21 protein-coding genes are annotated in these 24,481 nt (G+C 46.5%); 13 read left to right on the forward strand and 8 right to left on the reverse strand.

The features are described from left to right. The first annotated feature begins 148 nt into the window (after positions 1-148). Positions 149-370 (forward strand): 50S ribosomal protein L31, encoded by a 222-nt coding sequence (gene rpmE, locus OCU74_RS14850; RefSeq protein WP_087482860.1) that lies wholly within the window; start codon positions 149-151, stop codon positions 368-370. A 289-nt stretch (positions 371-659) separates the two neighbouring features. Then, entirely contained in the window at positions 660-1,937 is a 1,278-nt protein-coding gene (locus tag OCU74_RS14855) for a malic enzyme-like NAD(P)-binding protein (RefSeq protein WP_087482859.1), read from the forward strand. A gap of 70 nt (positions 1,938-2,007) precedes the next feature. Here the strand turns inward: OCU74_RS14855 and OCU74_RS14860 are convergent, their stop codons facing one another. Together OCU74_RS14860 and metJ are read right to left on the reverse strand one after the other, a co-directional pair. Continuing rightward, entirely contained in the window at positions 2,008-2,658 is a 651-nt protein-coding gene (locus OCU74_RS14860) for a glutathione S-transferase family protein (protein ID WP_087482858.1), read from the reverse strand. A 167-nt stretch (positions 2,659-2,825) separates the two neighbouring features. Further along, positions 2,826-3,143 carry a met regulon transcriptional regulator MetJ gene (gene metJ, locus OCU74_RS14865; RefSeq protein ID WP_077336266.1) on the reverse strand — a complete coding sequence of 106 codons (318 nt, stop codon included), beginning with the start codon at positions 3,141-3,143 and terminating at the stop codon, positions 2,826-2,828. Positions 3,144-3,413: 270 nt separating this feature from the next. On the opposite strand from metJ, the gene OCU74_RS14870 reads away from it, so the two are divergent. The 3 genes from OCU74_RS14870 to metF all read left to right on the forward strand — a co-directional run bounded on the left by OCU74_RS14870 (position 3,414) and on the right by metF (position 8,098). Continuing rightward, positions 3,414-4,580, forward strand: a complete 1,167-nt coding sequence (locus OCU74_RS14870; protein WP_087482857.1) for an O-succinylhomoserine (thiol)-lyase — start codon at positions 3,414-3,416, stop codon at positions 4,578-4,580. Further along, a complete protein-coding gene (locus OCU74_RS14875; protein ID WP_087482856.1) occupies positions 4,580-6,991 on the forward strand; it encodes a bifunctional aspartate kinase/homoserine dehydrogenase II in 2,412 nt (803 codons plus the stop codon). The genes OCU74_RS14870 and OCU74_RS14875 overlap by 1 nt, the downstream gene beginning before the upstream one ends. A 216-nt stretch (positions 6,992-7,207) precedes the next feature. Next, the gene (gene metF / locus OCU74_RS14880) at positions 7,208-8,098 is read left to right on the forward strand and encodes a methylenetetrahydrofolate reductase (RefSeq protein ID WP_087482855.1); all 891 of its coding nucleotides are present in this window, start codon (positions 7,208-7,210) and stop codon (positions 8,096-8,098) included. Between the two features lie 93 nt (positions 8,099-8,191). Here the strand turns inward: metF and zapB are convergent, their stop codons facing one another. After that, positions 8,192-8,434, reverse strand: coding sequence for a cell division protein ZapB (zapB, locus tag OCU74_RS14885; RefSeq protein ID WP_087482854.1), 243 nt, complete (start codon positions 8,432-8,434; stop codon positions 8,192-8,194). Between the two features lie 320 nt (positions 8,435-8,754). On the opposite strand from zapB, the gene glpX reads away from it, so the two are divergent. Continuing rightward, positions 8,755-9,762, forward strand: a complete 1,008-nt coding sequence (glpX, locus tag OCU74_RS14890; RefSeq protein ID WP_087482853.1) for a class II fructose-bisphosphatase — start codon at positions 8,755-8,757, stop codon at positions 9,760-9,762. 98 nt (positions 9,763-9,860) lie between these two features. Here glpX and pfkA read toward each other — a convergent pair whose 3' ends face one another. Next, complete coding sequence (gene pfkA, locus OCU74_RS14895) at positions 9,861-10,823, reverse strand: 6-phosphofructokinase (RefSeq protein WP_087482852.1); 963 nt, start codon at positions 10,821-10,823, stop codon at positions 9,861-9,863. Between the two features lie 537 nt (positions 10,824-11,360). On the opposite strand from pfkA, the gene OCU74_RS14900 reads away from it, so the two are divergent. Further along, positions 11,361-12,905 carry a M28 family metallopeptidase gene (locus OCU74_RS14900; protein WP_087482851.1) on the forward strand — a complete coding sequence of 515 codons (1,545 nt, stop codon included), beginning with the start codon at positions 11,361-11,363 and terminating at the stop codon, positions 12,903-12,905. A 202-nt stretch (positions 12,906-13,107) separates the two neighbouring features. On the opposite strand, the gene fieF is transcribed toward OCU74_RS14900, so the two are convergent. Together fieF and OCU74_RS14910 are read right to left on the reverse strand one after the other, a co-directional pair. Then, on the reverse strand, positions 13,108-14,019 hold the full coding sequence (fieF, locus tag OCU74_RS14905) for a CDF family cation-efflux transporter FieF (protein ID WP_087482850.1): 912 nt from the start codon (positions 14,017-14,019) through the stop codon (positions 13,108-13,110). 228 nt (positions 14,020-14,247) lie between these two features. Further along, positions 14,248-14,763 carry a Spy/CpxP family protein refolding chaperone gene (locus OCU74_RS14910; protein ID WP_159457479.1) on the reverse strand — a complete coding sequence of 172 codons (516 nt, stop codon included), beginning with the start codon at positions 14,761-14,763 and terminating at the stop codon, positions 14,248-14,250. A gap of 202 nt (positions 14,764-14,965) precedes the next feature. Between OCU74_RS14910 and OCU74_RS14915 the strand changes: the two genes are divergently transcribed. The 3 genes from OCU74_RS14915 to OCU74_RS14925 all read left to right on the forward strand — a co-directional run bounded on the left by OCU74_RS14915 (position 14,966) and on the right by OCU74_RS14925 (position 17,644). After that, entirely contained in the window at positions 14,966-15,652 is a 687-nt protein-coding gene (locus OCU74_RS14915) for a response regulator (protein ID WP_087482848.1), read from the forward strand. Next, the gene (gene cpxA / locus OCU74_RS14920; protein ID WP_087482847.1) at positions 15,652-17,055 is read left to right on the forward strand and encodes an envelope stress sensor histidine kinase CpxA; all 1,404 of its coding nucleotides are present in this window, start codon (positions 15,652-15,654) and stop codon (positions 17,053-17,055) included. The genes OCU74_RS14915 and cpxA overlap by 1 nt, the downstream gene beginning before the upstream one ends. Before the next feature lie 112 nt (positions 17,056-17,167). After that, positions 17,168-17,644 (forward strand): tRNA (cytidine(34)-2'-O)-methyltransferase, encoded by a 477-nt coding sequence (locus tag OCU74_RS14925; RefSeq protein WP_087482846.1) that lies wholly within the window; start codon positions 17,168-17,170, stop codon positions 17,642-17,644. 21 nt (positions 17,645-17,665) lie between these two features. Here OCU74_RS14925 and OCU74_RS14930 read toward each other — a convergent pair whose 3' ends face one another. Continuing rightward, a complete protein-coding gene (locus tag OCU74_RS14930) occupies positions 17,666-18,142 on the reverse strand; it encodes an FxsA family protein (protein WP_087482845.1) in 477 nt (158 codons plus the stop codon). Positions 18,143-18,475: 333 nt separating this feature from the next. On the opposite strand from OCU74_RS14930, the gene OCU74_RS14935 reads away from it, so the two are divergent. From OCU74_RS14935 to OCU74_RS14945, 3 genes are all read left to right on the forward strand, one after another. Further along, on the forward strand, positions 18,476-20,356 hold the full coding sequence (locus tag OCU74_RS14935) for a GGDEF domain-containing protein (RefSeq protein WP_234993644.1): 1,881 nt from the start codon (positions 18,476-18,478) through the stop codon (positions 20,354-20,356). A gap of 180 nt (positions 20,357-20,536) precedes the next feature. Continuing rightward, positions 20,537-21,982, forward strand: coding sequence for an aspartate ammonia-lyase (aspA, locus tag OCU74_RS14940; protein ID WP_087482843.1), 1,446 nt, complete (start codon positions 20,537-20,539; stop codon positions 21,980-21,982). Positions 21,983-22,156: 174 nt separating this feature from the next. Further along, positions 22,157-22,912: a GntR family transcriptional regulator gene (locus tag OCU74_RS14945; protein ID WP_087482842.1), complete on the forward strand. Its 756-nt coding sequence runs from the start codon at positions 22,157-22,159 to the stop codon at positions 22,910-22,912. 80 nt (positions 22,913-22,992) lie between these two features. On the opposite strand, the gene OCU74_RS14950 is transcribed toward OCU74_RS14945, so the two are convergent. Continuing rightward, positions 22,993-24,480: a UxaA family hydrolase gene (locus OCU74_RS14950; protein WP_087482841.1), complete on the reverse strand. Its 1,488-nt coding sequence runs from the start codon at positions 24,478-24,480 to the stop codon at positions 22,993-22,995. Position 24,481 lies beyond the last annotated feature (1 nt).

The raw sequence follows: 24,481 nt of genomic DNA on the forward strand, positions 1-24,481 counted from the left end.
CAAAACTAGTTGATCCCCGCGCATGGATTCTTTAATATAGCGCGCCTTGATGATACGGAAGACTGTATCACGACCATTATTTTATTAACTACGTGTGGTGTCCGGCAAAGACCCGGATAGCGACACGGCCCGATTTTGAGGTTCTCCCATGAAAACTGGTATCCATCCGGAATACAAAGTAGTGAAAGCAACTTGCTCTTGTGGTAACGCTTTCGAATTCAAATCTACACTGGACAAAGACTCACTGCACCTGGACGTTTGTGACAAATGTCACCCATTCTACACAGGTAAACAGCGTATCGTTGATACCGGTGGTCGTGTTGATCGCTTCAACAAGCGTTTCGGCGCACTTGCCAGTGGTAAGAAATAAGCTCTCTTCCGTGAGAATTCTGAAAGGACGCCTGATGGCGTCCTTTTTGTTTCCCGCTCTTTTATTCTACGGGGAATAGATAATACCCGATGGATTTTCCTTTTATCCTTCTCCCTCCCAGAAGTACTGACCTTCAGAAAGCCGAGTTATATCAGCATAAACTCCTCCAACCTCTGTATAGTTATGCAATTTTTCAATACATAATACCAAGATCGCCTAGGCAGATGCCCAGACATCCATTAAAATGAAGTTTCTTTCCCTATAAACATTACAACGAGACTCTACCCTTATGTCTGAAGACAATCGCCAAGATTTAACTCCCGAAGAAGAACTGCGTCAAAAAGCGCTGAACTATCATGCAGTTCCAACTGCAGGGAAAATCGCAATTACACTAACGAAACCTGCTGATACTGCAGCTGATCTGGCTCTGGCCTATAGCCCGGGTGTCGCAGAACCAGTACGGGAAATTGCACAAAACGTAGATAATATTTACAAATACACGGCGAAAGGAAACACCGTAGCAGTAATCTCTAACGGAACAGCCATCCTCGGATTAGGAAATCTGGGGCCAATGGCATCAAAGCCGGTCATGGAAGGAAAAGCCCTGCTATTTAAACGATTTGCAGGCCTGGATTCATTTGATATTCAGGTAAAACACCGCACAATTGATGAATTCGTGGATACAGTCGCAAATATTGCCGATACCTTCGGCGGCATCAATCTGGAAGATATTAAAGCACCGGATTGTTTTGAAATCGAACGTCGTCTGATCGAGCGTTGTGACGTACCGGTATTCCATGATGACCAGCATGGAACAGCTATCGTAACTGCCGCAGGTATGCTCAATGCAATTGAGCTACAGGGAAAGGACCTGAAGGAATGTACGATCGTCTGTCTGGGTGCTGGGGCTGCCGCTGTTGCATGTATGGAACTTCTGATCAAATGCGGCGCAATGCGTGAAAAAATCTACATGCTCGATCGTAAAGGCGTGATTCATACCCGCCGGGACGATCTGAATGAATACAAACAGCTGTTTGCCAACAATACCGACAAGAGAACTCTGGAAGATGTGATTAAGGATGCCGATCTGTTCCTTGGCGTTTCTGGCCCCAACCTCCTGCCACCGGAAGCATTGGGTCTGATGGCAGAAAAACCAGTCGTATTTGCCTGTTCAAACCCGGATCCGGAAATTAAACCGGAGCTGGCCTATAAGGTTCGCAATGATTTGATCATGGGGACCGGGCGTTCGGATTATCCGAATCAGGTCAACAATGTTCTGTGTTTCCCATTTATTTTCCGCGGTGCTCTGGATATTCGGGCCAGTGAAATTAACGATGAAATGAAGATTGCCGCAGTAGAAGCTATTCGCCAGTTGGCAAAAGAAGAGGTTCCGGCTGAAGTGCTAAAAGCAGCCAGCGTTGATAGCCTGTCATTCGGACCGGAATACATCATTCCTAAGCCGATGGACCCACGGTTACTGCCTCGGGTAGCCAGAGCCGTCGCACAGGCAGCCGTAGATTCAGGTGTTGCCCGGATTCCAATGCCTGAAGGCTATATGGAAGATTGATAACATCATGTTCTGAATGAAAAAGAGGATACATCGTTGATGTATCCTCTTTGCTTTGTTTGACGGGGATTCAGGCAGGTATTTTTTGCATTGCTTGCTGATAGCTATCCAGTTGCGTGGCCTGTGCTATATAACGTCGAATATTCGGATATGGAGAAAGATCAGCCCGCGTATCCGCCATCAGCAATATTACAATCATCTGAAAATCTGCACCGCTGAGCTGTTCTCCGGCAAACCACATATGCTGACCGAGAAAATCATCGATATAGCGGAAGAAGGTTGTCAGACGGGGCTCAATTACCAGTTTATCCACCTTATCAAGAAAAGAACGAATCAAAGGCCGCAACAGGAATGGTACTTTTTCCCCCGATTTAATGAAAATCAGCCGCATCACCAGCCACATCATGAACGAACCTTCCGCTGCATGTAACCAGTAACGGTAATCAAGCAATGCCTGTCCCGACTCTGGTCTGAAACGTCGCTCATGGTCATAAGTATCAATCAGATATTCAATAATCGCACCCGATTCAGTGACCGTCTGCTCTCCATCGACAATTATCGGTGATTTACCCAAAGGATGAATCGCAGTCAGAGAGGACGGAGCGCCCCAGGTTTTCGGATCTCTGGCATAGTGAATCACTTCGTACTCAAGTTTGAGAGCCTCTAATAACCATATGACGCGCAATGCCCGGGACTGCTCAAGATAGTGAACATAAATCATCTCTGACCTTCTTTATTTCAGGTAAAAGTAACACTTGTCTTTCAGTGTTATTTTTAACGTAAGCGCGACCAGACTGATACTCACCTGGGCTTTAAGCGGCTTCATTCAGCCAACCAGTATTGGGAAATCAGTCTTGTCTGGTGTACCGAACAGGAAAAGCGCCAGCATTACTCGTCATAAGACTCAAATTCGATGCCCATCGCAGTCATTATCGCTTTCGCTTCTGTTGGTATGTCATCCGGACGATCTTTACGCAAATCTTCGTCCGTCGGCAGAGGCTGACCGGTATAGGCATGTAAAAATGCTTCACATAAGAGCTCACTGTTTGTTGCATGACGTAAATTATTAATCTGACGTCTTGTCCGTTCATCTGTCAAAACTTTAAGTACTTTCAACGGGATAGAAACCGTAATTTTCTTGACCTGCTCGTTTTTCTTACCATGCTCTGCATAAGGACTTATGTATTCACCATTCCAATCAGCCATTGCTTCCCCTTATTGCGCGGAATCGTCATTATTATGCCCAAACAACCTCAATATGCGGGATTCTGGGTCATTTGGATATATAAAAAAGTAGGCACTAATTTTAGCTTTATTTACTGCTATAAGCAAAGACATATAGACGTCTAGAAGTATTGACGTCCCACAAAATTATCAGTAAAGTGAGTAGCCATATTCAATCGGTTCTGATTGAGATTTTCAGCGACAGCCCCCACTAATTAATGACATCAGTATGTCAACAGGAAGGAATCAGATATGAGCGCTCGCAAACCTGCAACCATCGCCGTTCGAACAGGTATTGAGTCAGACACGCAGTACCATGCTGTTGTTCCCCCGATTTATCTCTCAACGAATTATGGATTTCCGGCATTCGGGGAAGTTCCTCAATATGATTATACCCGCTCCGGTAATCCGAATCGCGGACTTCTGGAACAGGCACTTTCTGAACTGGAAGGTGGTCAGGGAGCCGTTATCACCAATTGTGGAACATCAGCACTCAACTTATGGATTTCTGCGTTTATTGGGCCGGAAGATCTGATTATTGCGCCCAATGACTGTTATGGTGGCACTTATCGTCTATTTAATACCCGAGCCAACAAAGGTGATTTTCGCGTACTGTTTGTCGATCAGTGCGATGACGATGCCATGGCGGAAGCTCTGGCACAGCAGCCTAAACTCATTCTGTTGGAAACACCGTCCAACCCGCTTGTTCGGGTGGTCGATATTGAAAAAATCTGTCAGCAGGCGAAACAGGCTGGTGCATTGGTTGCCGTCGATAATACCTTTCTGACCCCGGTCTACCAGCAACCATTATCTCTTGGAGCAGACTTTGTCGTCCATTCAACGACCAAATATATCAATGGTCACTCCGATGTAATTGGTGGCGTGATTATCAGTAAAAGCAAAAAACATGCAGAAGATCTGGCCTGGTGGGCTAACTGTATCGGCGCTTCCGGTACACCATTCGATAGTTATATGACACTCAGAGGGCTTAGAACGCTGGGTGCAAGGATGCGGTGCCACGAAGAGAGTTCACAAAAAATTCTTGCTTATCTGCAATCTCATGAACTTATCGGAGCCATCTATCACCCGAGCCTGCCCTCACATCCGGGACACGAAATTGCGAAAAAACAGCAACGTGGATTCGGTTCAATGCTCAGTTTTGAATTTGCCGGCAGTTATGAAGAACTTCAGCAATTTGTCAGCCAACTCAAGCTATTTTCACTGGCGGAATCATTGGGTGGCGTAGAAAGTCTGATTTGCCACCCGGCAACAATGACACACCGGGCAATGGGCGAAGAGGCTCTGAAAAAAGCTGGCGTGTCCCTGCAACTGCTGCGTTTGTCTGTCGGTCTGGAAGATGCTGAAGATCTAATTGCAGATTTGGATCAGGCTCTGGCTCAGGTAAAGGAGACCCGTTGATGACAACCGTACGCCATCTCCATAAATTTGGAGGAAGTAGTCTGGCAGATCCGGCGTGTTATCGCCGCGTTGCTCAAATTCTGAAAGAGTATTCACAAAGTCATGATCTGGTTGTCGTCTCAGCCGCAGGCAAAACAACCAATCAGCTCATTGCTTTTACTGAACATCTCGCTGTTGCACCAGAACAGGCACAGGAGATTTTAAAACATGTTCAACAATTTCAGACCCAGTTAATTGACGAATTACTCGAAGGTGAAGCTGCTCAGGCACTGACAACGCGACTGACAAACGAACTCACACAACTGGCCGAATTGAGTGCACCTCTAACAGCGCCACAACAGGCATCAGTGCTGGCGCATGGTGAAATCTGGTCATCCCGTTTAATGGCAGCTTTGCTCAATCAACAGGGCTTGGTGGCAATTGCACAGGATGCCAGAGCATTTTTACGGGCTCAGCGGGAAACTCAGCCAGAAGTAGATCGGGCAAAATCCTACCCGTTACTGAAAGAAATTCTGGCTCAGCATGCTCACCAGAGAATTATTATTACGGGTTTTATCGCTCAGGACGATGCCGGAGAAACAGTACTGCTCGGGCGCAATGGTTCTGATTATTCGGCAACGATCATCGGCGCACTGGCAGAAGTTGAACGGGTCACGATCTGGAGCGATGTCGCCGGCGTCTATAGTGCCGATCCAAGAGTCGTCGCCGATGCTTGCCTGCTGCCGCTGCTCCGTCTGGACGAAGCCAGTGAACTTGCACGTCTTGCGGCTCCGGTTCTGCATAGCAGGACATTACAGCCAGTGGCACAGAGTGCCATTGATCTCCATCTGCGGTGCAGTTATGACCCCGAATCCGGCTCAACCCATATCGAACGGGTTCTGGCTTCAGGACGTGGAGCTAAAATTATCACCTCGCTGGATGAAGTCCTGTTGATTGAGCTTACTTTTGCACGCGGACACGATTTCCAGCGTATGCAAAATCAGGTTATCGAACAACTGAAACGGGCTCAGCTCACACCACTCGCCTACGACATACAAGACGATCAGTACCGTTTACAAGTGGCTTACACGGCTGAGATTGCTTCCGGAGCGCTGTCCTACTTACAGGATGCAGCAATTGAAGCAGAAATTCGTCTCAAAGAAGGTTATTCGCTGGTCGCGGCTGTCGGTGCAGGAGTAACGAATAATGCCAATCACTGTTTCGGATTTTACCAGCAACTCAAACAAGCTCCGATTGAGTTTATCTTTGAATCAGAATCAGAGCTGAGTCTGGTCGCCATTCTTCGCCAGACGGCGGTAGAAACCTTTGTGAACAAACTGCATACCCAGCTCTTTCAGGCACAAAAGCGTATCGCTCTCGCGCTCTGTGGCAAGGGCAATATCGGTTCCAGCTGGCTCAGACTGTTTGCCGAACAGAAAGCAGAACTGGAAAAGCGCCGGGGAATGAATTTTGAACTGGTTGCAATCGTCGATAGTCAAACCTACTGGTTTGATGATAAAGGGATTGATCCAGCCAGCGTCGAACAGCGTTTTCATGAAGAATCGATTCCGAATGACGGACAGGAATGGCTCCTGAATCTGGGAACAATCCGGGGTTATGATGATGTCATTGTTCTGGATGTGACGGCCAGTGCTGAACTTGCATCTCAGTATATCCAGATTGCCGAACAAGGAATGCATCTCATCTCAGCCAACAAAGTGGCTGGCTCTTCGAGTAGTGAGTACTACTATCAGGTCAAAGACTCTTTCTCAAAAATCAGTCGTCACTGGTTTTACAACGCGACCGTCGGTGCCGGTCTGCCGATAAACCACACTGTTCGGGATCTTCGGGAAAGTGGTGATGAGATCGTTGCTCTTTCCGGGATCTTCTCCGGAACACTGTCCTGGCTTTTTCAGCAATACGATGGCACTGTTCCGTTTAGTGAACTGGTTGATCTGGCCTGGCAACAAGGTTTAACAGAACCCGATCCGAGAAACGATCTGGATGGCTCCGATGTAATGAGAAAACTGGTCATTCTGGCACGTGAATCAGGACTGGATATTGAACCGGATCAGGTCACAGTTGAGTCTCTGGTGCCGGATGAGCTGAAGTCGCTTTCACTGGATGATTTTCTTGATCAGGGCGCACTACTCGATACACAGCTTGCTGAACGTCTGGCCAAAGCGCAGAGAGAAGACAAAGTCCTGCGTTACGTTGCCCGTCTGGAAAAGTCAGGCAAGGCTTCTGTTGGTGTAGAAGCATTACATCGGGAACATCCATTAGCAAATCTGTTGCCATGCGATAATATCTTTGCGATTGAAAGCAAATGGTATAAAGATAACCCGTTGGTCATTCGTGGACCCGGCGCTGGGCGTGATGTCACTGCCGGAGCGATTCAGTCGGATATCAACCTGCTCTCCAGCTTGCTATAACAAGTCTACACGCTGATCACAAATTACAGAGATAAGGAGCCTGCTGGCTCCTTATTTGTTTCTAAACTAAATAATGTGAAAAGCACTCATATAAACATGAATATAATTCATGTTTATAATGTTGACATGAAAAAGAATTCAAGAGAATATCTAGCCATATAGACGTCTAAACGTCAAATCACTATCCGATAAGCCATCATTCACGGGAGAGAGAAGATGGGATACTCATATGCTGGCCATATTGATGCTCTGAACCAAAACATTAGTGAACTATCCGGAACCCTCAACGTTTCTTTTGAATTTTTTCCACCCAGTACACCTCAGATGGAAGAGACTCTCTGGAACTCGGTTCACCGGTTGAAAACTCTTCAGCCCAAATTCGTTTCCGTCACTTATGGCGCCAATTCTGGAGAACGGGACAGAACCCATTCGATTATTAAAGAAATTAAATCACAGACAGGTTTAATTGCAGCGCCACACCTGACCTGCATTGATGCCACTCGTGAAGAGCTCATTCAGATTGCCGATGACTATTGGGACAATGGCATTCAGAATATTGTGGCACTCCGTGGCGATATTCCTCCAGGCGGCGGTAAACCGGATATGTATGCTTCTGATCTGGTGACTTTGCTGAAGTCTCGCCATGATTTTGATATCTCAGTCGCAGCGTTTCCAGAAGTACATCCTGAAGCCAAAAGTGCTCAGGCGGACTTACTCAACCTGAAGCGCAAAGTTGATGCCGGTGCAAACCGGGCAATTACTCAATTCTTCTTCGATGTCGAGTGTTATCTGCGATTCAGAGATCGTTGTGTCAGCGCAGGGATCGATGTCGAAATCGTACCGGGAATTCTGCCGGTTTCCAACTTCAGACAGGCAGCCCGTTTTGCCGCTCAGAACAATGTCAAGGTTCCGGGCTGGATGAGTAAACAATTCGACGGGTTAGATGATGACCCAACCACACGTCAGCTTGTCGGTGCCAGTCAGGCAATCGATATGGTCCGGATACTCTGCCGGGAAGGGGTAAAAGATTTTCACTTCTATACCCTGAACCGGGCAGAAATGACCTATGCTTTGTGTCATACACTGGGTATCAGACCACAAAATTAAGCTTTACTTCAGGCTCTCTCCGACAAAAAAATGCCGACATCATGTCGGCATTTTTATGGAATACTCTTTTAACTTCGTAACAAATACGACGCCTTATTCTACATCTTCCATCTTTCCAAGCAGGTTACGGATACGTTCCTGCCATGCAGCCTGTTCTTGTTGGATATCCTGTACACGCTGTTCCAGTTCGTCCCGACTGCTTTTCAACTGATTCGCTTCGTCGATCAACTTTTGTTTCTCTTCTTTCAGTTCTTCGACTTCCATCTGAAGCAGAGTGATTGTATCAACGGCAGTCTGAATTTTGGCTTCTAGTTTCTCTAACACTTCAAAAGACATGCTTAAATATCCTTTACGATTCGGCGTTTGCAATTATGATTTTACGATATACCCATTCTACTCAGGCATGACCGGAGAAACACGCGCTATATTGAATATTTTCACCATTCGATTAAAAAAGCGGCGTGAATTGACATGATTCTTACTTTCGCAACTACCCCGGCTTTCTGAATTATCATTTACCGGAAGAAATAGTCATGAAGATCTAATGACGCTTTGATCGAGTGCAATAATCCCCGATGAATTCTGGCAAACGTTTTCGTCGGAATATGCTAAAATTCGACGCAAATTTCTCAGTTTTCCGTCAAGATGGAGTTCACATGAAACGTGATTTAGCAATGGCCTTTTCCCGGGTTACTGAAGGGGCGGCCTTAGCAGGATATAAATGGCTTGGACGCGGTGATAAAAATGCTGCGGATGGAGCAGCAGTCGAAGTCATGCGCAGTCTGTTAAATAAAACAGAGATCAACGGAGAGATTGTGATTGGTGAAGGGGAAATCGATGATGCCCCGATGCTTTATATTGGCGAAAAAGTGGGTCAGGGTGGTGACGAAGTCGATATCGCCGTGGATCCGATAGAAGGCACCCGCATGACTGCAATGGGTCAGTCCAATGCACTATCGGTGCTGGCTGCCGGAGAAAAAGGCAGCTTTTTAAAAGCACCGGATATGTACATGGAAAAACTGGTCGTCGGTCCGGGCGCAAAAGGATGTATCAACCTGAATCAGCCACTTAAGGAAAATCTGGAACATATTGCTCAGGCATTAGGGAAAACACTGGACAATCTGGTGGTCATTACGCTGGCAAAACCTCGTCATGAACAGACAATTGCCGACATGCAGCAATGGGGCGTTCGTGTATTTGCTGTCCCCGACGGTGATGTGGCAGCCTCAATTTTAACCTGTATGCCGAATAGTGAAGTCGATGTCATGTATTGCATCGGTGGCGCTCCGGAAGGGGTTGTCTCTGCCGCCGTTATCCGGGCTCTGGATGGTGACATGCATGGCCGTTTACTGCCTCGCCATGAAGTCAAAGGCGATACTGAAGAAAACCGGCAGATCGGCCATCAGGAAATTCAACGCTGTCAGGAAATGGGTGTCGAAGCCGGAAAAGTGCTGAGAATGGAAGATATGGTCCGTAGTGATAATGTTATCTTTTCAGCAACCGGTATCACGAAAGGTGACCTGCTTGATGGAGTAAGCCGTCAGGGTGATATAGCAGTAACGGAAACCCTTCTGATCCGGGGAAAATGCCGGACGATCCGTCGGATTCAGTCAACTCACTATCTGAACAGAAAAGATCCGGAAGAACGGACAGTTATTCTCTGAACAGAAGTCGCCTGACAAGACTTCATTAAGTTCACTTAATGTCTGTTACAAAAAAAGACCGCCAGAAGCGGTCTTTTTAATACGTGTAGCAAAAAAACTTAAAACAACTCTTCAGCAACTTTGTACAGATCGTTACGTACCGGCCGTTTCATGTTCTCAATTGCATCAACAATGTCATGGTGAACCAGATCTTCCTTCTGAATACCGACACAACGACCGCCGTAGCCATCCAGAAGCAGATGGACTGCATAGTTGCCCATCCGTGAAGCCAGAACCCGGTCAAATGCTGTCGGACGACCGCCACGCTGAATATGACCCAGAACCGTTGCCCGGGTTTCACGCCCGGTAGCTTCTTCAATTTTCTTCGCCAGAACATTGGCATCCATCATCAGTTCTGTCAGTGCAATAATGGCGTGTTTTTTCCCTTTCGAAATGCCGTCTTGCAAATTGGCAATCAGTTCGTCCATGTTCATCCCCGTTTCAGGAGTAATGATATACTCACATCCACCGGCAATCGCTGACATCAGGGTTAAATCACCACAATGACGTCCCATGATCTCCACAATAGAGATCCGTTGGTGAGACGAAGATGTATCACGCAGACGGTCAATGGCATCAATGACAGTATTCAGAGCAGTCAGATAACCAATCGTATAGTCGGTTCCGGCAATATCATTATCGATTGTTCCCGGCAGACCGATACATGGATATCCCATCTCAGTCAGCTTCTTCGCCCCCATGTAGGAACCGTCACCACCAATAACAACCAAGGCTTCGATACCATGTTTTTTGAGGTTTTCAATCGCTTTTTCACGAATATGAACCTCTTTAAATTCAGGGAAACGTGCAGAACCCAGGAATGTTCCACCCCGGTTGATCACATCAGAGACACTGGAACGGTCTAACTGAACAATCCGGTCTTCATAAAGCCCCAGATAGCCATCATAGATACCGAAAACTTCCAAACCAGATCCTAATGCAGTGCGCACTACGCCACGAATCGCAGCGTTCATCCCTGGAGCATCACCGCCACTTGTTAATATCCCGATCTTTTTAATCATGCTCACCCTCTAAAATATTGGGAACGTCATTCTAATAAATATAGGTTGTATCTGATTGTTCATGTCAACAAACAGATATTCTCAGTGCATGATGTCACTTTTTTTACAAAGTTACCCGATCTTTTTTTGCACCGAAGATTAAGTGTTCTCATTGTGGATGAGTATTGCAATTTTGTCATTATTCTTTGTTGATTCATATCAGGGTATAGTTTTTTTTTTATGCAAATCAATAAAAGCTGAACCATGGATTGTTACAAAAATTGTCTGAAAAAATGTAGTTCTCTGCCTATTCAAACGATTCGATTTATCAAAGCCCTTCACCTAGCGACAACTTACAAAAAAACAAACAATATAGATAGTTATTAACATTATTATGCTAACTGTTGTTTACATTATGATTATGAATTAATTTGCATCTATTCATCCCTAAATATGTTCTGTTTTGCTAGTTTAACGCTTCTGACTTTTAAGCCTTATTTACAATTCAGAACAAGTTTATTACTCAGAACAAGAACCTATGATAGGGAGATCATGACAATGAAATATACCAAAACCAGTCTGGCAGTGATGCTGACACTGGTAAGTACATCGCTCTTTGCTGCAGAGAACGTTACAGCAGAAAATGCCCCTTCAGACAACAGTAAAGTCTGGATATCCATTGGTGCAGACGCCAAAAGTACGCTACTGGAATCCGTAACTCAACCGATTCAGACACAATCAGTCGTCGACAATCCTCTGGTTTGGGTTGGTCAGGTTGACAAACAGGATCTGGCTGAACTGTCATATAACATGCATCAGGAACATAACCGCTGCGGAGGCTACATTGTCCACCCATCGGAACAGAGCGCAATCGCAGCCAGCCGGATGCCGTTAACCAGTAGCATATTTGCCGGTGTGGGAATCAATCAGCAACAAATAGTGAAACCACTGCTACCACTGATCAGCGCCGATCAGATTACCGGAACGATCACCAGCTTATCGGACTTCACCAACCGCTTCTATACAACACTCACCGGTACACAGGCATCTAACTGGGTTGCCAGTGAATGGCGGGATCTGGCATCGGCATGGAGCAACGCCTCCGTTCAGCAGTTCAGCCACTCAGGTTATCAGCAGAAGTCCGTTATTCTGACAATCCGGGGAACAGAAAAACCGGACGAAATTGTCGTAATTGGTGGTCATCTGGATTCAACCATTGGTTCCAGAACCAATGCTCAGAGTATTGCACCTGGGGCAGATGACGATGCATCCGGCGTTGCCAGCGTCACCGAAATTATCCGGGTTCTGGCAGAAAATAACTTTAAACCCAAACGTACGGTTGCATTCATGGCCTATGCAGCAGAAGAAGTGGGTTTACGAGGATCTCAGGATATCGCCAACCAGTATAAGGATGACGGAAAAAACGTTCTTTCTGCACTGCAACTGGATATGACAAACTATCCCGGTTCTTCTGAAGATATTGTTTTCATGACCGATTATACCGACAGCAACCTGAACTCATTTCTGGCGACTCTGCTAGATGAATATCTGCCGGAGCTGAAATACGGTTTCGATCAGTGTGGTTACGGCTGTTCGGATCATGCATCATGGCATGGCGCAGGCTACCCAGCATCGATGCCTTTTGAATCAAGATTCGATGATTACAACCCAAACATTCACACACCACGGGATACACTTTCCAATTCTGACCGCGAAGGAAAACATGCCCAGAAATTTGCCAGACTGGGGCTAGCTTATGTGGTGGAAATGGCAAACTCAGAAGTGAAAGATCAGCAGGATCCGGTCCTGAAAGTCGGCACACCATTAACAGGATTGAGTGGTCAGGCATCTGATCAAAACTGGTATACATTCGAATTACCGGAAGCCAGCTCTTTTACGATCTCCATGTCAGGCGGACAAGGTGATGCAGACCTGTATGTGAAATACGGAACCAAAGCAAGTACCAGTTCTTATGACTGCCGCCCTTACAAAGCTGGCAATAACGAGTCATGTTCCTTTAATAATGCTTCAGCCGGAACTTACTCAATCATGTTGCGGGGTTACTCAGCCTATTCGGGTGTAAGACTGGAAGCAAGCTACTAGCACAATCTTCTCATATTAATTCAAGAGATTACGTGTTCGGATAGATATATTTGAATAGATACACTTTGAATGGATATGTTTTGAATATTATATAGTAACCTGTGAGACAAGGGCCCGAAAGCCCTTGTCTGAACTCAAACATAGCGGATAATCTTCATCCCTTCGGGTTATCCGTTTTTCAGTCTCTGCTCCCCACAGACGGCTATAACCAATCTGCCAGTTTCTGTTCTTCTTCAGATTCCAGAGCAACAGAGTAAGGATCCTGATGAACCAGCACATCAGAACCGGGAAAGTGTTCAAGTAACAAAGCTTCGACCTGATCGGAGATTTCATGTGCACGGATCAACGGAAGATTATCATCCAGTTCCAGATGAAGTTGAATAAAACGAACCGGGCCAGACATACGGGTACGCAAACCGTGAATCCCTAAAACCCCCTCAACAGACAGGCTGATTTGACGGATGTGAATGATTTCTTCATCCGGCAATTTGCGATCCAACAAGGTCTGAATGGCTTCATGGATGATCTGAAATGCGCTGTATAAAATATAAATCCCAATACCAATGGCAAAAACGGCGTCAGCCTGAGTGATCCCTTTCCAGCTCATGGCCAGCGCAATCATAATCGCGATATTCATCCATAAATCTGATTGATAATGTAATGAATCGGCGGCAATTGCCTGACTACCGGTTTTACGAATCACATATTTCTGGTACCGAACCAGAATAAAAGTCAGAACAATGGCAAATGCACTGACATAGATCCCAAGCTCCGGAGCCTGTAATGGCTGAGGGCGAAAGAAGCGGTCAATCCCGTTCAGGATCAGAAAGCAGGCCGAACCGGAAATAAACATGGCCTGTGCCAATGCTGCCAGAGACTCTGCTTTCCCGTGACCAAAAGCATGCTCGCGATCAGCCGGTTGAAGCGCATAGCGGACAACCCAAAGATTCACAACGGAAGCAGCAATATCCAGTAAAGAGTCAATCAGCGAAGCCAATAAGCTGACTGAACCGGTATGCCACCAGGCAAACATTTTGATCACCAATAGCGTTACCGCGACAATCGTCGCACTCCATGCTGCCAGTTTGACCAGTCGAATATAATCTGAGTGCATCAAAAAACTCTGAATGAATGTAATCACTGACTGTTAACTATATAACGAAATCCATTTCATTGCAGAGAAAATTTCGCACAGAACAATCCGTAATTCACTGATTTTTAAGATGATAGTGAGAATAATTATTGGTATTAATCACAAGAAAGAGGCGTGTACATCCAGCCTCTTTCTTCACACTCATAAACGACCTTGCATCAGAAACTTCAGATTTCTGTCTGAAACAATTTATTCATCATCCATGAATCCCGGGCCATTGCCCTTGCCATGCCCTTTTCCGTATCCGGCATGACCACGTTCATCCAGACAAGGCGTACGTTTTTCCTGAGACATTTTATGCCATTGTGTTTTCTGTTCAGGAGTCAGAATACTCAGCATTTCATGTCGCTGACGCATCATTGCGACTCTTCTGTCAACCTGATCATTGACCATTTTCTGAGCCAGAGCCTGAGCGGCTTTATCATCAAAGTTTTTTGCCAGCAGAAGTTTATCCATTTCCTGACGGAACCCCTGCATCCGGGCTTGTCTCTGGGCTCGTTGTCCCTGACGAAGCGCTCTGAGCTTATTCTGCTGATCCGACGTTAAATTCAATGAACGAAACATGCCTCGTTCATCATGACGCTGACACATAGGGCGCTGTTCGTCCCGATTCTGACCTTTTTGATTTCCAGCGAAAGCATTCATGCTTCCCAGAGCAACCGGGAGAACAACCGCAGCCAGTACAACCTTTGTTAAGACTCTCATATCTGTTTCCTCTTCATGAACAGGCTGACTAAACATCAGCTTTCGTTTGTTGATATGTTCAGCTTACATACTGCTGGGTCAAGTGGTGTATAGCGTAGGTAAAGGCAGGTAAAAGACTGTAAATGGGATGGGAAACAGTCTTTATAATAGGATTTTAAAGGTAAACTATTTGTAGATCATAAAGCCCTGCGGAGAGCAATTGATGTCCCATATCCTAATCATCGACGACGATACAGAGTTAACAGCCCTGCTCAAGGAAGTCCTGAGCCTTGAAGATTTCAGTGTTTCAGAAGCCAATGATGGTGAAGCCGGGCTCCAGATGCTTGATGAGCAGACTGATTTAGTTTTGCTCGATGTGATGATGCCAAAACTGAACGGGATGGAAACACTGAAAAGAATACGGGCTTCCTCTCAGGTTCCGGTTCTGATGCTGACGGCGAAAGGAGAAGAAATTGATCGGGTAATCGGTCTGGAACTCGGAGCCGATGACTACCTGCCCAAACCATTCAGTGACCGGGAACTACTGGCCCGAATCCGGGCAATCCTCCGCCGGACTCAGCAAACACTGGTCAGTAAACCGCATGATATGATCGAATGTCAGGACTTGCGCCTGTTCCCCAAAAAGCAAGAAGCATACTGTAAAGATCAACTGCTCGATCTGACCACCACAGAATTTGCTCTGCTCACTCACTTTGTTCAGCATCCGGGAGTCACACTGACCAAAGAAACCCTGAGTCTGGACGTGCTCGGAAAGCGTCTGGCTGCATTTGACCGTGCAATTGACATGCATGTGTCAAATCTGAGGAAAAAACTGCCTGAAAGAGCAGATGGCAAAGCCCGGATCAAAACGCTTCGGGGACGTGGCTATCTAATGATTGAGGAGGGCTAATGAATCTTCCCAAGTTCAATAGTCTCTATGGCCGGATCTTTGCCATCTTCTGGTTCACCATGCTGCTCATCCTGATAGTGGTACTTTCACTTCCCAGCCTTGATCCGAGAAAATCCAGAGATTTGCCCGGAGCCGAGCTTCACCGCCTGACCGAGGTCAAAGAGAATCTTGAGCTGACATTTGCCGGTGAACAGAATCTGGCCGTCATTCTGATGCAATTGTCCAACCGGGCAAACCGTCGCCCAAGACTTCATGGTGACGACCGGGATAGATATCATCTGTTTCTGACAGATATGGAGGGGAATATACTCACCCTTTCCGGAAATCAGGAAGTCAGAAGCCGGGCACTACAAAATTTTATTACTGGCATCGAATCTGTCGACCATCCTCAGCAACGACTTTATGGTCACTTCCTGATGACCGGGCCACTGCCGATTCAACTCGCCAACCGTTCCTTATTGTTATATGTCGCTTTTCCGGGAAACCGACCTCCACCTTTTTTCGTACGCCTGCTGGATAATCCTGTTTCTTTCTTACTGGTTGTCATGCTCATCAGCACCCCTTTACTGCTATGGCTGGCCTGGGCACTGAGCCAACCGGCCCAGAAACTGGCTCAGGCATCACAACGCGTTGCCCGGGGAGAATTTCAGGTCGATCACTCACTGGAACAGGGAACCGCTGAATTTCGTCAGGCCGGGAAGAGCTTCAATCATATGGTTGAAGCCGTCAATGGTATGATTTCCGGGCAACAACGGCTTCTGTCCGACATATCTCATGAACTTCGTTCTCCGCTCACGCGCTTAAGAATGGCAACCGCACTAGCAACCCGGAAGCAGGGAGAAAGTCCCGAACTGGAAAGAATTGATACCGAAGCTCAGCGTCTGGAACAGATGATCGGAGAGCTTCTGGAGCTTTCCAGAATGCAGCTCAACAGCCATATGAATCAGGAAATCCAGCCTCTTTCCAGTCTGTGGGAGACCTTACTTGAGGATGCCCTCTTCGAAGCGGAGCAAATGTCGAAAAAACTCACCTACACGGCTATTCCTGAACGCAAAATATCCGGAAACCCTCAGCTTCTGATGAGTGCTGTCGAGAATATCATCCGCAATGCTATCAACTATGGGAAAGACCAGATTCAGGTGACATTCCGCGATACGCCTCAGCAGTTGACTGTGATCGTAGAAGATAATGGTGAAGGCGTTCCGGACGATGAATTAGAAGATATTTTCCGGCCATTCTACCGAGTCTCGACGGCGAGAGACCGGCATAGTGGCGGTACAGGACTGGGTCTCGCGATTACCGAAAGTGCCATCCGGCAACATAACGGTCATATCGAGGCCAGCCGGAGTCCGATGGGCGGCTTGATGATAACTCTGACACTCCCGCTCAGTGATAAAACATGATGAGATAACCCTTCTGCGAAATTGCGCCCCCAGCCCCGAGTACACCACATTCGCATCCGGGACAGATTTGGGTATATACTTCCAGACCCCGAAAGTCACCAATGAATCCGTTATGTTTGAGATTGCCCTATACGAGCCGGAAATTGCACCAAATACCGGTAATATCATCCGCTTATGTGCCAACTGCGGAGCAACACTCCATCTGATTGAACCTTTAGGATTTGATCTGGAAGAAAAGAAAGTCCGCCGGGCCGGATTAGACTACCACGATCTGGCTCGAGTGAAGCGTCATCAAAACTATCCGGCATTTCTTGAATACCTGCAACAGGAACATCCGGTGCACCGGATCTTTGCCTGTACGACCAAGACAACTGGACATCACACCGATGCCAGCTTTCAGGAAGGCGATGTTTTACTCTTCGGTCCGGAAACCCGTGGGCTACCGGCAGAAGTGATTGATAACCTGCCGGCATCGCAACGTATCAGAATTCCGATGGTGCCGGATTCCCGCAGCCTTAACCTGTCGAATGCGGTTGCAATTATTGCATTTGAAGCCTGGCGGCAGATGGGGTTCAACGGCGCAGTGTAAACTCTTCAGCGCCGTTCAGGATTAATTCAATTTGTCATGCTTATCATGGTTGTCTTTACGATCAAACTCACCTTCATAAGTATTTCCCCGGTGATGCGACGTTTCATGCTCTCCGGGCCCGAACGGCTGCTGAAAATTACCCTGAACAGAGACTTTATCCATCAGTTTCCGGGCCAGTAAAGCCCGCGGCCCCGGCAGCAATACAACCATTCCCATCAGGTCGGTCAGAAATCCGGGCGTCAGCAACAATACACCGGCAACAGCCAGCAATACACCTTCGAGAATCTGTTGCGCCGGAAGTTCACCATCCTGTAATCGCTGTTGCATGGTCAACAACGTCTGTAATCCCTGACTTCGCACCAAAGAGGCACCGACAAACGCAGTAATCAGGACCAAACCAATCGTTGGCCATAATCCCAGAAACCCTCCAACCTGAATAAATAAACCGATTTCAATAATCGGAACGGCAATAAACAAAAATAAGATAAAGGGAAACACAGAGCCTCCTGTTATGGTTCCGGAAACCTGTCGAGTGTAACGAAATCCATCAACAAAGCCGACCCTTGTGTTTCACTTGCTTACTATTTTGAGAGATTCCCCGGCTTTGAAACGTCAGAAAGCAGACTTTCCCCGGGCCGTTTCTGGAATATCGGCTGGCGTTCATGGATTTTGTCATACACGATATAGCCTCTAAACTCACCAGAGGTGAACAAAATTTAACCGCAAAAGGTTCTGCACGCTCTGGCATCCTCACTAATCCTGATCTAAGTTTTAATAAAGAAATAGTCAGTTAGTCGCATAATGAACAGAGCCAAAAGAACAATAAAGAAAATGGTATTCCTATGGCTGGGTCTGGCAGTTATCCCTTTCGGATACTATCTCCACCTCAGCTATGAAGCACACCAGTTTTTTATTCGTCAGCTCGAAACTCAGAGTAAACAATATCTTGAACATGTCGATGCCAAAGCAACTCTGCTGAGCACCCGGATTCAACAAAACTTTTCCCAGCTCAGCCAGTCACCTCTGTTGCGTGACTTTGCAATCACAGGTAATCCTGTCTACCGCGATTACCTCAAGAACCAGTGGTATCTGACCGCTGCAAACGTGAAATTTTTCTACCAACTGCGTTATCTTAATAAACAGGGGAAGGAAATTATCCGTATCGACTATACCCCACAAATGAGCCATCCCTATATCGTGCCGGATAATGCGTTACAGAATAAAGGGAAACGGGATTATTTTTATTATGCGCAACGACTGGCTTCAGGAGAGCAGGGATATTTCGGTATCGATCTGGAAAGAGAGTTCGGTCAGTTGGTGATCCCATACAAACCCGGCTTCAGAATGATTTATCCTATCGATAATCAACAACAACGTCTGGGATACTTTATTGCTAACCTTGAAGTCCTGAGGCTCATTCAGGAAATCACATCCAATGACCTCGGCTACTCGATTGATTTTATTGACCAGAGTGGTTATTACATCCTCAGCGATAACAAAGAAAAACTTTTTGGCCGGCTGGTCAAAGAAAGAGAAAACTACAACCTTGCCTATGAAAATCCCAAACTCTGGGAATACATCCATCAGGCCTCCAAGCAGTCCGGCAGCTACCAGACACCCGAAGGTTTGTATGTCTTTCAGCCATTTCAGGCGTCACTATTTGGCAACGGTCATGATATGACTCTGCTGGCAATGTATCCTCAGTCACTCATCACACATGGTTTTGCTCAAAGAGACCGTGAAATCCGGACAGCAGCAACCACACTGTTCCTCTTTTTCGGTATCATTGCCGGTGTTTTTGCTCTGTTGTGGGAAGCTTATTTAAGAAACAGGCTGGAACAAACCTTCAATCAGGTTGTTCTTGATAACAGTGTTGCTGTCGCCCTCACGAATGCACAGCACATTATCCTCCGGGCAAACGTACGTTTTTGTGAACTTTTCAGTACCGAGCAATCAGAACTACAGGGAAAAAACATTCTCGACCTACAACCTTCTAAAGCTCAATATCACAATATTCTCAAACATCTCCGCACAACCGGTGAGTGGCAGGGTCAAGTCCATATCGGTGAAAACGATCCACCACATGTCTGTAAAGTGGAAGTCCGGGCTCTGGAAGGCACCGTCAGAAAAATCAGCCATTATGTTTATTCGTTCAGTGATATATCAGAGCATTACAATGCCATACTGGAACTCAAGGAGAGAAATGACCGGGACTTGCTGACTGCACTGTGGAATAAAAAGAAATTCAGTCAAACCCTGCTGCACTATTCAAGGTTACAGGAAAGATATGGTGATCAGCCTAAGAGCAGTCTGGCCATTATTGATATTGATAATTTCAAACGTATCAACGACACCTATGGGCATGCAATTGGTGATCAGGTGCTCCTTCGTCTCGCCAATCAGCTTCTCTCCATTTTACGCGATACTGATTTTGTCTCCAGAATCGGCGGTGACGAGTTTGCCGTTATCATTCAGCATGCCGATGTGAAAACATCGCAAAAATTGATGGTGCGAATCTGTCACGCCATCGAATCATGGCATGAATATGATACAACAGTCAGTATCGGTATTGCCGAAATCACGTCCAGTCACAACCAATCCTTCGTCAATGCAGATAAGGCACTCTATCGTTCTAAAAGAAAAGGAAAAAACTGTGTTTCTGCTCATGGAATCGAACAATTGACCGTTGTGCAAAACAATCAAAGCCAATAAAGTAGTCACCGGTAGTGAAAAAGGTGATCAAGTTACTTTTTTTATCCAGTAGACTCAGTATGATGTGCTACGCGTTTAGGTCGGATTTCCAAACGTTAACACTACCAGAATGGATTCTTTGAAGAATTAATCCCTATAAATTGATAACTACGAAGTTAAGTTACCTAAGGATCCTATACTATGGCTACCCTATCTGAAGCAGTCGCAGAAACCGCTACCCGTCTAGAAGAAGATTTACTCGGTGAACGTCATGTCCCTGCCGATGCGTATTACGGTATTCACACGTTACGCGCTATAGAAAACTTCAATATCTCCAATGTCACCATTTCAGATGTTCCTGAATTTGTTCGTGGCATGGTCATGACAAAAAAAGCGGCGGCACTTGCTAATAAAGAACTAGGAGTGATTCCAAAAGAGGTCGCATCATATATCATTCAGGCATGTGATATGATCCTCGAAACAGGGAAGTGTATGGATCAATTCCCGTCAGATGTTTTTCAGGGCGGCGCAGGAACTTCGGTCAATATGAATGCGAACGAAGTGATTGCCAACCTTGCTCTGGAACTGATGGGCAAAGAAAAAGGACAATACGATGTGATCAACCCTAATGATCATGTCAACAAGAGTCAATCAACCAACTGTGCTTACCCAACCGGGTTCCGTATTGCAGTATTTAATAGCGTACGAAAGCTGGTTAGTGCAGTGGGTTACCTCAAAGAAGCATTTGAAATCAAGAGCAAAGAGTTCGACAGCATCCTCAAAATGGGCCGCACTCAATTGCAAGATGCCGTACCTATGACTGTCGGTCAGGAATTCCACGCATGGGCGGTTACATTAAATGAAGAAATCCGGGCGCTGGAATATACTTCAAAGCTTCTGCTTGAAGTCAATCTCGGCGCAACAGCTATCGGTACAGGTCTGAACGCAGCAGAAGGCTATCAGGCTCTGGCAGTGAAACATCTGGCTGCGGTTACCGGATTAGATGTTGTTCCTGCAGAAGATCTGATTGAGGCAACATCTGACTGTGGTGCTTATGTAATGACCCATGGTGCATTGAAACGTCTGGCTGTGAAGCTGTCTAAAATCTGTAACGATTTACGTCTGCTTTCATCCGGACCAAGAGCTGGACTGAATGAACTGAATCTGCCGGAACTTCAGGCAGGCTCATCCATCATGCCAGCCAAAGTCAACCCGGTCGTTCCTGAAGTTGTCAATCAGGTTTGTTTCAAAGTACTGGGCAATGACAACACCGTTTCTTTTGCTGCCGAAGGCGGTCAGCTTCAGCTGAACGTAATGGAACCTGTGATTGGTCAGGCAATGTTTGAGTCAATTTCGATTCTGTCCAATGCATGTATTAATCTGCGTGATAAGTGTATTGACGGCATTACAGTCAACAAAGAAACCTGTGAGAACTATGTTTTCAACTCAATCGGTATCGTCACCTATCTGAACCCGTATATCGGACACCATGAAGGTGATATTGTCGGAAAAATCTGTGCTCAGACAGGTAAGAGCGTTCGTGAAGTCGTACTGGAACGCGGCCTGCTGTCCGAAGCAGAAGTCGATGACATTCTATCGGTAGAAAACCTGAGACATCCTCAATATAAAGCGAAACGTTACGAATAATTCTTCGTACTACGCCATACTGCGGTATCACCAGTGATACCGCAGTATCATCCCGTCTTCTGTTATCACACCCGCTTTTCACCCCTCGCCACGCACCCACGACAAACTTTATTAAGGCATCTGCCGCACACTATGTTAGACTAATTGGTATAACAAGTTGTAGACGATAGAAACATGGAACCAAACTGCAAGCTATACCAAAAAATCGCCAACCATTTTAAAACCGAAATCACTCAGGGTATTTATCAGGTCGGAGACATGCTCCCCGCAGAGCGCCTCATCGCCGAGCAGATGGAAGTCAGCCGGACGGTTATCCGGGAAGCGATGATCATGCTTGAAGTCGAGGGATATGTTGAAGTCAGAAAAGGCTCCGGTATCCGGGTCATCAATCGACAAATATTGCCAACGCCACCACTTACCGAATCGGTAACATCATTTCCCGACGCCAGCTTCATGCTGACATGTGGTCCCTTTGAGCTGTTGCAGGCCAGACAGTTATTTGAAAGTAACATTGCTGAATTTGCTGCAACACAGGCAACCAAACAGGATCTGGTCGCACTGATGAAAATTCAGGAACAGGCAAAACTGGATGACTACAGTCGGGATTCATACTGGGATAGCGAGTTCCATATTCAACTGGCACGCTGCACACAGAATTCAGTGGTCGTTTATGTGGCGGAAACCTTATGCAAGCATCGCGAAAATAATCCCTACTGGCAAAAACTTCACGAACATATTGAAGACAATCAGATTCGTAGCTGGTGCAGCGAACATGATGAAATCGTCAAAGCATTGGTACAGCGGGATCCGCAAGCAGCCAGACAGGCTACCTGGCAACATCTGGAGAATACCAAACAGATGTTGTTTGATGGTTCGAATGATGACTATGATCGCTTCCTTTTCTCCGAAAGCCCAATCACCACATTTTAAAACTGGTCATAATAATAACAGCATCAGTCCCTCTCGGGAGATGATGCTGTTATCGGACATGTTCTGAAAGCCAGAACATATCAGAGTGTAACGCCACTCTTAAACACAGCGATTTCACGAAAATCATTGTGCTCATTTCTTGTCTGCTCTCCACTGACGAAACGGGCAACCTGTACCACAAATTGTTCCAGAACGGTCGCCATAGGAACACCTTCAACCAACGTTCCGGCGTTAAAATCAATCCAGTGTGGCTTACGCCGGGCCAGATCGCTGTTGGTTGCCAGTTTCAGCGTCGGAACCGGCCCTCCGTATGGTGTTCCCCGTCCGGTACTGAATAACACCATGTGACAACCAGCCATGGCCAGTGCCGAGGTCGCAATCGCATCATTTCCCGGGGCACTGAGTAAATTCAGCCCCGGTTTCTGAATCCGTTCACCGTAACGAAGCACATCCATAACAGGGCTCTGCCCGGCCTTTTGCGTGCACCCGAGCGACTTCTCTTCCAGTGTTGAAATCCCGCCCGCTTTATTCCCCGGAGATGGATTCTCATAAATCGGTTGGTGATGATCGATAAAATACTGCTTAAAATCGTTAATCATGCTAACAGTCTGATCAAAGGTTTTCCGGTCAATACACCGCACCATCAGCAAATGTTCCGCACCAAACATCTCCGGTACTTCCGTCAGTACGGTCGTGCCGCCATGAGCAATCAGATAATCGGAGAAACATCCCAGTAACGGATTGGCGGTAATGCCGGAAAAACCATCCGAACCACCACATTCAAGACCGAAGCGGACCTCACTGAGGAAACCCGGCTGACGCTGATCCGTTAACATCCTGTCGTAGAGTTTTTTCAGCAACCCGACACCATATCCGACTTCATCGTCATGCTGCTGACAGACCATGAACTCGACCCGTTCCGGATCATAGTCATCCAGAGAAGCACGAAAAGCATCGATCTGATTATTCTCACAACCCAACCCAATCACCAGTACAGCCCCGGCATTAGGATGCCTGACCAGATTCTGCAACAGAATCTTTGTATTGTTGTGGTCTTCCCCGAGCTGTGAGCAACCATATTGATGGGTAAACACATGAACACCATCGATTGCCGAAAGATCAACTTCTGCCGCCAGTTGCTTTTTCATCATCTGAGCCATCGCATTCACACACCCGACCGTCGGAATGATCCATAACTCATTACGGATACCGACCTGACCATGATGCCGCCGGTAAATATCTACCGGTTGATTGGCAATAGCTGTTGTGACTGACTGAAATTCAGGCTGATACTGGTACTCATTGACCTGATCCAGATTGGTCCGGAGATTTTCCTGAGAAACATGTCCACCCTGTACAATATCTGTCAGTGTATGCCCAATCGGCGCCCCGTATTTCACGATCTGCTCTCCGGGACGGAAGGCTCTCAAAGCAACCTTATGTGCCTGTGGAATCCTCTCTTGCAGGGTAAATTCCAGTTCATCAATGTTAACCGTGAGGCCAGCATCCAAATCACACAGTGCGACAGCAACATTGTCATCCGGATGAATTCTTAACAGTGAACTCACA

Source organism: Vibrio mangrovi (genome assembly GCF_024346955.1).
GTDB classification, from domain to species: Bacteria; Pseudomonadota; Gammaproteobacteria; order Enterobacterales; family Vibrionaceae; genus Vibrio; species Vibrio mangrovi.

Excerpts from the sequence above, each read along its gene's own strand:
- rpmE (WP_087482860.1), top strand. The coding sequence starts at position 149 with ATGAAAACTGGTATCCATCCGGAATACAAAGTAGTGAAAGCAACTTGC.
- OCU74_RS14855 (WP_087482859.1), top strand. The coding sequence starts at position 660 with ATGTCTGAAGACAATCGCCAAGATTTAACTCCCGAAGAAGAACTGCGT.
- OCU74_RS14860 (WP_087482858.1), bottom strand. The coding sequence starts at position 2,658 with ATGATTTATGTTCACTATCTTGAGCAGTCCCGGGCATTGCGCGTCATA.
- metJ (WP_077336266.1), bottom strand. The coding sequence starts at position 3,143 with ATGGCTGATTGGAATGGTGAATACATAAGTCCTTATGCAGAGCATGGT.
- OCU74_RS14870 (WP_087482857.1), top strand. The coding sequence starts at position 3,414 with ATGAGCGCTCGCAAACCTGCAACCATCGCCGTTCGAACAGGTATTGAG.
- OCU74_RS14875 (WP_087482856.1), top strand. The coding sequence starts at position 4,580 with ATGACAACCGTACGCCATCTCCATAAATTTGGAGGAAGTAGTCTGGCA.
- metF (WP_087482855.1), top strand. The coding sequence starts at position 7,208 with ATGGGATACTCATATGCTGGCCATATTGATGCTCTGAACCAAAACATT.
- zapB (WP_087482854.1), bottom strand. The coding sequence starts at position 8,434 with ATGTCTTTTGAAGTGTTAGAGAAACTAGAAGCCAAAATTCAGACTGCC.
- glpX (WP_087482853.1), top strand. The coding sequence starts at position 8,755 with ATGAAACGTGATTTAGCAATGGCCTTTTCCCGGGTTACTGAAGGGGCG.
- pfkA (WP_087482852.1), bottom strand. The coding sequence starts at position 10,823 with ATGATTAAAAAGATCGGGATATTAACAAGTGGCGGTGATGCTCCAGGG.
- OCU74_RS14900 (WP_087482851.1), top strand. The coding sequence starts at position 11,361 with ATGAAATATACCAAAACCAGTCTGGCAGTGATGCTGACACTGGTAAGT.
- fieF (WP_087482850.1), bottom strand. The coding sequence starts at position 14,019 with ATGCACTCAGATTATATTCGACTGGTCAAACTGGCAGCATGGAGTGCG.
- OCU74_RS14910 (WP_159457479.1), bottom strand. The coding sequence starts at position 14,763 with ATGAGAGTCTTAACAAAGGTTGTACTGGCTGCGGTTGTTCTCCCGGTT.
- OCU74_RS14915 (WP_087482848.1), top strand. The coding sequence starts at position 14,966 with ATGTCCCATATCCTAATCATCGACGACGATACAGAGTTAACAGCCCTG.
- cpxA (WP_087482847.1), top strand. The coding sequence starts at position 15,652 with ATGAATCTTCCCAAGTTCAATAGTCTCTATGGCCGGATCTTTGCCATC.
- OCU74_RS14925 (WP_087482846.1), top strand. The coding sequence starts at position 17,168 with ATGTTTGAGATTGCCCTATACGAGCCGGAAATTGCACCAAATACCGGT.
- OCU74_RS14935 (WP_234993644.1), top strand. The coding sequence starts at position 18,476 with ATGGTATTCCTATGGCTGGGTCTGGCAGTTATCCCTTTCGGATACTAT.
- aspA (WP_087482843.1), top strand. The coding sequence starts at position 20,537 with ATGGCTACCCTATCTGAAGCAGTCGCAGAAACCGCTACCCGTCTAGAA.
- OCU74_RS14945 (WP_087482842.1), top strand. The coding sequence starts at position 22,157 with ATGGAACCAAACTGCAAGCTATACCAAAAAATCGCCAACCATTTTAAA.